The 8,122-nt window shown below is 69.2% G+C and carries 10 protein-coding genes and 1 pseudogene; 7 read left to right on the top strand and 4 right to left on the bottom strand.

Translation table 11 applies throughout. From position 1 onward, the window contains the following. Positions 1–35 precede the first annotated feature (35 nt). Both RB628_RS38540 and RB628_RS38535 read right to left on the bottom strand, forming a co-directional pair. Positions 36–692 carry an LLM class flavin-dependent oxidoreductase gene (locus tag RB628_RS38540; RefSeq protein WP_318325310.1) on the bottom strand — a complete coding sequence of 219 codons (657 nt, stop codon included), beginning with the start codon at positions 690–692 and terminating at the stop codon, positions 36–38. Between the two features lie 198 nt (positions 693–890). Then, positions 891–1,067: a CsbD family protein gene (locus RB628_RS38535; RefSeq protein ID WP_318325309.1), complete on the bottom strand. Its 177-nt coding sequence runs from the start codon at positions 1,065–1,067 to the stop codon at positions 891–893. Positions 1,068–1,462: 395 nt separating this feature from the next. Between RB628_RS38535 and RB628_RS38530 the strand changes: the two genes are divergently transcribed. Further along, the gene (locus RB628_RS38530) at positions 1,463–1,789 is read left to right on the top strand and encodes a hypothetical protein (RefSeq protein WP_318325308.1); all 327 of its coding nucleotides are present in this window, start codon (positions 1,463–1,465) and stop codon (positions 1,787–1,789) included. Positions 1,790–2,608: 819 nt separating this feature from the next. On the opposite strand, the gene RB628_RS38525 is transcribed toward RB628_RS38530, so the two are convergent. Continuing rightward, positions 2,609–2,779 (bottom strand): hypothetical protein, encoded by a 171-nt coding sequence (locus RB628_RS38525; RefSeq protein ID WP_318325307.1) that lies wholly within the window; start codon positions 2,777–2,779, stop codon positions 2,609–2,611. Between the two features lie 371 nt (positions 2,780–3,150). Here RB628_RS38525 and RB628_RS38520 point away from each other — a divergent pair, with 371 nt between their 5' ends. Beyond that, positions 3,151–3,624 (top strand): ATP-binding protein, encoded by a 474-nt coding sequence (locus RB628_RS38520; protein ID WP_318325306.1) that lies wholly within the window; start codon positions 3,151–3,153, stop codon positions 3,622–3,624. Positions 3,625–3,750: 126 nt separating this feature from the next. Continuing rightward, a pseudogene (locus RB628_RS42820) lies at positions 3,751–4,079 on the top strand (hypothetical protein). A gap of 194 nt (positions 4,080–4,273) precedes the next feature. Here RB628_RS42820 and RB628_RS38515 read toward each other — a convergent pair. Next, on the bottom strand, positions 4,274–4,447 hold the full coding sequence (locus RB628_RS38515) for a CsbD family protein (RefSeq protein ID WP_318325305.1): 174 nt from the start codon (positions 4,445–4,447) through the stop codon (positions 4,274–4,276). A 307-nt stretch (positions 4,448–4,754) separates the two neighbouring features. Here RB628_RS38515 and RB628_RS38510 point away from each other — a divergent pair, with 307 nt between their 5' ends. The 4 genes from RB628_RS38510 (at position 4,755) to RB628_RS38495 (ending at position 7,717) form a co-directional block, all read left to right on the top strand. Further along, complete coding sequence (locus RB628_RS38510) at positions 4,755–5,930, top strand: serine hydrolase domain-containing protein (RefSeq protein ID WP_318325304.1); 1,176 nt, start codon at positions 4,755–4,757, stop codon at positions 5,928–5,930. 13 nt (positions 5,931–5,943) lie between these two features. Further along, on the top strand, positions 5,944–6,327 hold the full coding sequence (locus RB628_RS38505) for a hypothetical protein (RefSeq protein ID WP_318325303.1): 384 nt from the start codon (positions 5,944–5,946) through the stop codon (positions 6,325–6,327). A 232-nt stretch (positions 6,328–6,559) separates the two neighbouring features. After that, positions 6,560–7,117, top strand: a complete 558-nt coding sequence (locus RB628_RS38500; protein ID WP_318325302.1) for a hypothetical protein — start codon at positions 6,560–6,562, stop codon at positions 7,115–7,117. A gap of 63 nt (positions 7,118–7,180) precedes the next feature. Further along, the gene (locus tag RB628_RS38495; protein WP_318325301.1) at positions 7,181–7,717 is read left to right on the top strand and encodes a hypothetical protein; all 537 of its coding nucleotides are present in this window, start codon (positions 7,181–7,183) and stop codon (positions 7,715–7,717) included. Positions 7,718–8,122: the final 405 nt, after the last annotated feature.

Here is an 8,122-nt window from a genome sequence, read left to right as displayed (position 1 = left end):
GATGCCCACGCACACCAGCCCCGTGACCAGCAACTTCAGCTTGCACACCTCTCATGCAGGGGCCCGCGGCCGCCCGCGTCACGATAGGCGTCGGTGATCTCGCGCAGCCGTTCCCGCGGGGCGTTGACCGTGATGAGGCCGTCCGCCCACTCGGCGCACCAGGCGGCGGTGGCCGTGCTGCACGCGGCCCCGACGAGCGGGGGCGCCTCGGGCGGCAGCGTCCACAGCCGGGCCCGGTCCACGGTCACCAGTCCGTCGTGGCTGACCTCCTCCCCTGCGAGCAGTGCGCGAATGATGTCGACGCATTCCCGCAGACGTGCGTTGCGTTGGTCCTTGCGCGGCCAACGGGCGCCTGTGATGTGCTCGTTGGAGGCCTCACCGCTGCCGAGGGCCGCCCAGAACCTGCCCGGGTACATGGACGCGAGGCTGGCGATCGCCTGGGCGATGATCGCGGGATGGTAACGCTGCCCCGGCGCGTTCACCACGCCGAACGGCATCCGGTCAGTGGCCTGGAGAGCGGCTCCGAGCCAGGACCAGGCGAATCCCGACTCTCCCTGGCGGACGCTCCAGGGCGAGAAGTGGTCCGAGCACATGGCGGCGGTGAATCCCGCATGTTCTGCTCGCACCACGGCATCGAGCAGTTTCGCGGGCGGGATCTGTTCGTGCGAGGCGTGCAATCCATAGACAGTCATGCTGCGCCGGGTACCCTCGCGGGTGATCCTCAGCGGCGACGCCACAGCGCGTCCTTGAAAATTTCCTGAAGGGTGTCGGCTCCTGACGACTTCCGCCGCCGTCCGCAGAACGGAGCGAGCCGCGGGCAACCGGCGTCAGGTGCACAGCGCAGATCCCGGCAGCCCGCAGGAGGGGCTGCCGGGATCAGGAGATGTGTGTTACTTGGGCTTGATCGCGTCCTTGGCCTTCTCCTTGGCCGTGCGCAGGTCTCCCTTGGACTCCTCGGCCTCGCCCTTGGCCTTCAGGGACTCGTTGCCGACCGCTCCGCCGACGACCTTCTTGACCTTGCCCTTGGCCTGCTCGCCCTTGGCCTGAGCCTTCTTGTCCGCAGCCACAGTCGCTCACTCCTGACTCGCTCGAAGGAACCTTCTCCCCCCGTCTCACCTCAGATCCCTCTCTCAAACGGAAGAAGTCGCCGTACGGCTTGGCTGTGACCGAGCAGCACTCTCGACCCGCGGACGCGCCTGCGGGCCGGCCCGGCGCCAGGGCCGGCTGCAAAGCGCTCCGGGCCCACCAGCGCCGGGTCGCACCACGGCCTGGGGTGACGCTCCGTCACCAAGACCACGCCGGACACCGCCGCACGGCAGCACCGACTGCCATCTACTGGTCACACCAAGTGATCAGCAGCCGATGACGCCGTCAGCGTGACGTACGGTCCCGGCCGCAACCGAAGCAGGCCTTGCGGGGCTCTGGACCTATGAACCGCAATTCGCCGTTGAGGAGACAGAAGATGACCCCCTTGCCCGCCTGGAGCAACGAGAGTCTCAGTGCGTGCGCCGTAGTCGACCCCTACGCCGCGCATCCCCATGACAATGCTTGGCCCACTCCCGCCCAGCCCCGCGATGACCTCGACTGCTTCCTGCCGCCGCCCAACCCCGCCCATCGTCTCGACTACGCCCTCACCCCACACGACCAGCAACGCCTCGCCCTGCACGCGGCACTCACCGTCGCCGGCATCCCCCCGATGCCCGAAGACCGCGCCGTCATCGACCAGCTCAGCACCCTGCCGGCCGACGTCAACAACACCCTCCAACGCTGGCTGCACCACACACAATGAAATATCTCAGGGTGCGGCTCGTGCGTGGAGCGTAGCCACCGAGCCCACCACGGTCACCTCGTGGCAGGCGAGCGTGCGGGCCCGATACCGTCTCCAGGTCGTCGGGCCGGTCCTGCCGATTGCACATGATTCCCCGCCAGTTGGCTCCTGCCGGCTGAAATCGCGCAAGGCGAGTGTGCCGTATGCCCCGACCCAGAATGGTCGAGCCGAACGCCACCCCACCCGGCCTCAGCACTGCGCGGGGGTGCGCGCAGGCGACGGCTTTCCCGGGAGCGGGCCTGCCAGACAGTGCAGCAGGTAGCACATGCCGAGAGTCCACGGAGTCCGGCGGCAGCACCCACCGCTTCAGCACGTCAGCCTGGTGCAGGCGCGGGGCGAGTGACGGCGCAGACGGTGTGACGCGGTCGCGGGCGTGTGCGGATTGAGGTCCATGGGTTTCAGGTCCGGCGTCGGCGACGGGTATCGGCACTCGTCGAGCAGCAGGCCGGTAGCAACGCCGATGTGGAGGTGGTGTGCGGAGCCATGAACTTCGTCAACGGCAGGCCGCTGCTGTTCGGTCCAGACGGGTGGCGGTCGTACGGGTCGCGTCCTTAACCGACGGGACACATCAGTACCCCTCGCACGGCTGACCGGGCGGTTCGGGCCTGCCCGCCCTGCGGGTGTCATCGCACGTGACCGCAGCGGATTTTCCTTTCGCGACGCGTCGGCCAAAGGACGCGGCCAGGGGACCGAAGGTGCACGCACGACGTGTGTGGGCTGGGGCGCTGGTGTGCGGTGAGGCGCCGCAATTGCCTCACCGCACACCGGGTTTCGACACAGTCAGCGCCTGCGGCCGGACCAGCCACTCCCGATTCCCGCGACGTGCAGGGCCAGGAGCATCAGGCCGAGGAGCATGACGTTCGTGGAGGAGAAGACATCATTCGTCGCGATCTCGGCAGCGTTGATCAGGAAGGCGATGAAGAACAGTACTGCCGCGGCTATACCAAGCATGGAGCGGTTCCTCTCGAAGGGTGAGGTCCGGGTGCCCCCGTATCCCCCTGATAGGCCTCCGACTGTCAGGCACAACTCGCGGCCGCCTGCCGCCCCTGTTGTTCGCTGCACGGTCGGAGCGTGAGTCCGCGTAGCGGCAGTTCACCACCGACGAGGAGGAGGCGCAGTCCTTCGTGCCCATTGCTGAGTGGGTGGCAGGGTGCACCGACGCGACAGGCACGGCAGTGACACATGCTGCCGCCCGTATGCGCCGGGACGAGGAAGGTCCCCGAAGACGTCGCCCTCCTGATTGCCTCACGAACGCCTGATGTCAGGGTTCGGGGGTAGGAGGGGCGCTGCACGTTTGTTACGCGAGAGCGAGGTGGGCCGGTATGGAGCGGACAGCAGGCGGTGAGGGCGGACAGTCTCTGGTGGAGGACGTCGTATCGGTGTCGGGGGCGTTCGAGGGCAGCGAGGACATCGCCGTCGCCCGCGATCTGGCCCGCAGCTTCCTCAGCGATGTCCAGGCCGTACACGGGCTGCCGGTATCCGCGCGCGTCATGGGCTTGGTGCAGCTCGTGGTCAGCGAGTTGGTGACCAACGCCCGCAAGTACGCACCCGGCCCGTGTCTGCTGACGCTGGAAGTCAACGGCGGCGCGGTGGAGGTGACGGTCTGGGACAGCAACCCGACGCCGCCGGCGATCCTCGCCCCCGACCCGATGAGGATCGGCCAGCACGGGCTGGAGATCGTCATGGCGGTCGGCCAGAGCTTCGCGGTCCACCGCGAACCCGTGGGCAAACGGATCACCACGGCCATCGCGCTGGCCGACGATCCCGGCGGGGACGTCACCGGCCGACGGCTGTGACGGCATTTCGCCGTACCTGGCCGCTTTCCCGCACCGCTTCCTGCACGGAGGCCTACCCGTCGCGGGAGCGTGCTCGCTGGATGACGAAGTATCGACGAGCTCATCGACCGCCCCGGCGCGCTGCCGATGCTCTCGCACGCCCTGCTGGAGACCTGGCGGCGGCGCCGCGGCCACACCCTCTCTCTGGCCGCGTACGAGGAGACAGCCGGGGTACGCGGGCGATCGCCTCCACCGCCGAGCAGGTCCACGGCGATCTCGCGCCGAAGCAGGCCCGCCTCGCCCGCCGCGTCCCGCTGCGACTGATCGCCCCCGGGGACGGCGCCGCCGATACGCGTCACCCCGCGACGCGCGCCGAACTCGGCTCCCGGCGCGTCGGACGTCCTGGAGCGCCTCGCCGCCGCCCGGGCTGGTCAGCCTGGACGGCTACACCGTCGAGCCGGCACACGAGGCGCTGATCACCGGCCGGCCCCGGCTGACCGACTGGATCGAGGAGGCCCGGAAGCGGCGAGGACGAAACCGACGAAACGCGCCGCCGACGCCGGCTGTAGAGGTGAGCATGGGGCCGGAGGGTCGGGCTGGCCGTCGAGAGGGGCCGATGTAGACGTCGGCCCCTCTCGACCATGGCCTGGCGATCTCCGCGGCTTGGGGGTCAGTGCTTCAGCGTGTCCTTGGCCTTCTGAACGGTCTGCTTCGCATCGCCCGCCACCTGCTCGCGGACCCCCTTCGCCTCCAGGCTTTCGCTGCCGACAGCCTCACCAGTAGTTTCCTTCACCTTGCCCTTGGCCTTCTCGGCTACGTTCTTGACCTTCTTGCCTGCCGCCATCTCTTTCACCTCCCACACCCCTGCGTGGCGCGGGTCCGTAGATGAGCTGCCATGTCCCCGGCTCCGGGTGGGCCACCTAGGCGAATTATCTACCCAAAAGGTAAATTGTTCATTTGTCGGCACACTATCTGGTCCCACAGTGGCCGTACTCGGCTGCAGTGCGCGGGGTACGGCCTGTCCCCCCGACCCGAGGGCAACAGCCCGACCGCGCGACCGCTCGGCCGTATGCAGCAGCCACTCAGGCAGCCGGGCGCCACGCGGCCGATGCTGGGCATGACCGGCCGCCCAGCCCGCCCAAGGAGTTCCCATGCCGCTGCCCCGTCTGCCCCACCTGCGTCTGCCGGTCAGCGCCGTGCTGGCCGGCGCCTGTCTGGCAGCTCTGGTGTCCGCACCCGCCGGCGCGGTCACGCCCGGCCCCGCCACGGACCAGTCGCTCCAACGCCAGCTCGAACAGCTGGTCCGTGCTCCGGGTGGCCCGCCCGGCGTCATCGCCGTGCTCCAGCGCGGGGAGTCACGCCGGATTCTGCGGGCCGGAGTCGCCGACCTCGACACCGGCAGGCCGGTCGAACCGACCGACCACATGCGTATCGCCAGTACGGCGAAGGCCTTCAGCGGCGCCGTAGCGCTGCGGCTCGTGGACCGGGGCACGCTCGGACTGGAGGACACGATCGGCCGACGGCTGCCCGCGCTCCCACGGGCCTGGCACGCGGTGACCCTGCGCCAGCTCCTGACCCACACCAGCGGCCTGCCGGACTTCAGCCGGAGTCCGGACTTCCTCAGCATCCTCACGGCCGATCCGCATCATCGCTTCGACTCCCGGCGGCTGCTCGACTTCGTGGCCGGCGAGCCGCTGTTGTTCCGCCCCGGGTCGCGGTACCAGTACTCCAACTCGGACAACATCGCCGTGGCCCTGATGGCCGAGGCGGCGACCGGGAATCGATACGAAGAGCTGTTGCGGCGGTTGGTCCACCGTCCGCTCGGCCTGCGCAACACGAGCCTCCCGCAGGGCTTCGAGCTGCCGGAACCGTACATGCGCGGCTACGACGTCTCCCTCCAGCCGCCGGCGGCGCCGGAGGACGTCAGCGAGCTGATCGGCGCCTCGGGAGTGTGGGCGTCGGGCGGAATCGTCTCCACTCCACATGACATGACGCGGTTCATCCGCGGTTACGCGGGCGGCGCGCTGGTCTCCCCGGCGACGCTGCGCGAGCAGCGCCGCTGGGTCGACGGCGCCTCGGAACCGGCGGGCCCGGGCGGGAACGAGGCAGGCGCGGCGATCTTCCGTTACACCACGAGATGCGGAGTGGTGCTCGGACACACCGGAAACACACCCGGCTACACCCAGCTGATCGCCGCGACACCGGACGGAGAGCGGTCCCTGACGTTCTCACTCACCACGCAGGTGAACGAGGCGACGAAGCCACGGCTGCTGGAGAAACTGCGCGAGGTCGAGGAGAACCTCGTGTGCGCGCTGCTCCGGAACTGACCACCCTCTGGGCGTGCGCACCGCCCGACGGCGCCGAAGTCCGGCCCATGACCGGCCCCGCGAGGCCCTCTCGGCCCGTCGCGAGCCGGACCGGTTCACCTTGGTTCTGCGGCTCGGCCTGAGCCGCAGCCTCAACGGCCAGGCCCGCCATGATGAGACTCTCGCCGAGGCGGAGCGCGCCGAGGACCCGCGCAGCAACCTACCCGAGGAGCAGCTCCGCCCGGAGACCGGCGCCGTCGATCTGGCCTTGGCCACCGCCCTGCTGGTGCTGGGCCGCGGAACCGAGGCCCGTACCCGGGCGGTAGCCGCCCATGACGCCTGCCTGGCCGCCTTCGGCCCCGACCACCGCCGCACCTCCGAGGCCCGGGCGCCGCTCGAACGCGTCGACAGCGCTTGACCGGACGCGCCGCGCCGGCCGTTGCGGCTGGAGCCGGCACGTCCGGTTGGCCCGTCGGGCCGACCGGGGCGCTCGGTCACAGATGGATGGCCACGCCACACCCACGTTCCAGACACCCGCGCGGCCGGTCCGTCTCACCACGGGGATTCGTTCCCGCATCTCCGTTTCAATGACAAACCAGAGGTAACTACATAAATAGAACATATAGGGCAAACGTCTGGAGGTCTGCGCGATGTCAACAGGGACACTCCTAGCGATCATCATTGCCATCGTCGTGGTGATCGCCTTGGCGGCCGTGGCAGCCTCGATGCTCATGCGCCGCCGGAAGCTGCACGAGCGCTTCGGCCCGGAGTACGAACGAACGGTGGAGGATGCCGACAGCCGCATGGCCGGGGAGCGCGAGCTCAGGGCACGCGAGAAGCGGCATGACTCGCTGGACATCAGGCCGCTGGACAACAGCGTCAGGGACCAATACAGCCGGGACTGGACCAGGGTGCAGGACGAGTTCGTGGACCGACCCGAGGACGCCGTGCACGACGCGGACCGCCTGGTGACCTCCTTGATGCACGAACGCGGCTATCCGACCCAGGACTTCGAGCAACAGCTCAAGGACCTTTCGGTCGAGCACGGCCGCACGCTGGAGCACTACCAGGCCGCCCATGACGTCGATGTGCTGAGCATCCGTCACGAGGCGACCACCGAACAACTGCGGGGTGCCATGGTGCACTACCGGACCCTGTTCGACGAGCTGCTCTCCGACGGCGGCGAAGCCCGCCACGCTCCTGCCTGAACGGCTCAGTGACCAGCTCGCCGCTACCGCCCGGCAAGCCCAGGCGGCCGAAACGGAGAAGCCATGCAACGCAAAGACACACGGGACACCGCCGCTAGCGGCCTGTCCACCGAGGACCTCGCCCAACCTCGCGACCCGTACACACAGCAGGACGCGGCGAGCACGTCGGCCGAAGTACCGACCTTCCCAGGCGAGAGCACGAGCACTCCGAGCGAGTCCGCCGAGGACAAGGCCGCCGGAGCCGGCCGGGGCGCACAGGACGAGGCGCTGGAAGCCGACTCGGACACCAGACGCCGATCCGCGGACCCGGGCTCTCACGCCGGGGACGAGGCCCCCCAGCTCCTTACCCCGGAAGACGAGGAAGGCTTCCGCACACGCTGGCAGGAGGTGCAGAACGAGTTCGTGGACGACCCGCGCGACGCCGTACACACCGCCGACGCCCTTGTCGCCGAGGTGATGCAGAAGCTCGCCGCCACATTCGCCGACCACAAACAGGAACTGGAAGGCCAGTGGAACCGGGGCGAACAGGCGAACACAGAGGACCTGCGTCTGGCACTGCGCCACTACCGTTCGTTCTTCAACCGACTGCTGGTCACCTGACGTCCGGCTCCAGAACGCCGGCTGACGGACGTGGCCTCTCGACCGCGACGTCGATAAGGTCGGGCGACAGGCGGACCGTCCGGGCAGGCCTGGCCTGCGTCCTCACCCGGGAGACCGAGTGCCGATGCATCTGCATCCGGGCGAGACCCAGGCCGTTGGCTGCTCGACGCCGTCCGGCAGCTGCGCGATGCATCGCCCGACGTCACCGCACGTCCGTGGGGGATCGCGATCGACGGCCGGGGCGGCGCGGGCAGGACGACCCGGCCCGCCCTGGCCGAGCGGCTGCGCAATACGGAGCCCAACTCCGCCGTCGTGCACACCGACGACGTCGCCTGCAACCACGCCTGCGTCCACTGAGTGGTGTGCATCGTGAAGTCGCAGGTCACGGGTCTGGTGTGAATGGTG

Source organism: Streptomyces sp. ADMS, from assembly GCF_033441795.1.
In the GTDB taxonomy this organism is placed as follows: domain Bacteria; phylum Actinomycetota; class Actinomycetes; order Streptomycetales; family Streptomycetaceae; genus Streptomyces.
The sequence above is the reverse complement of the archived record's forward strand: the minus strand, read 5'-3'. Positions and strand labels throughout refer to the sequence as shown.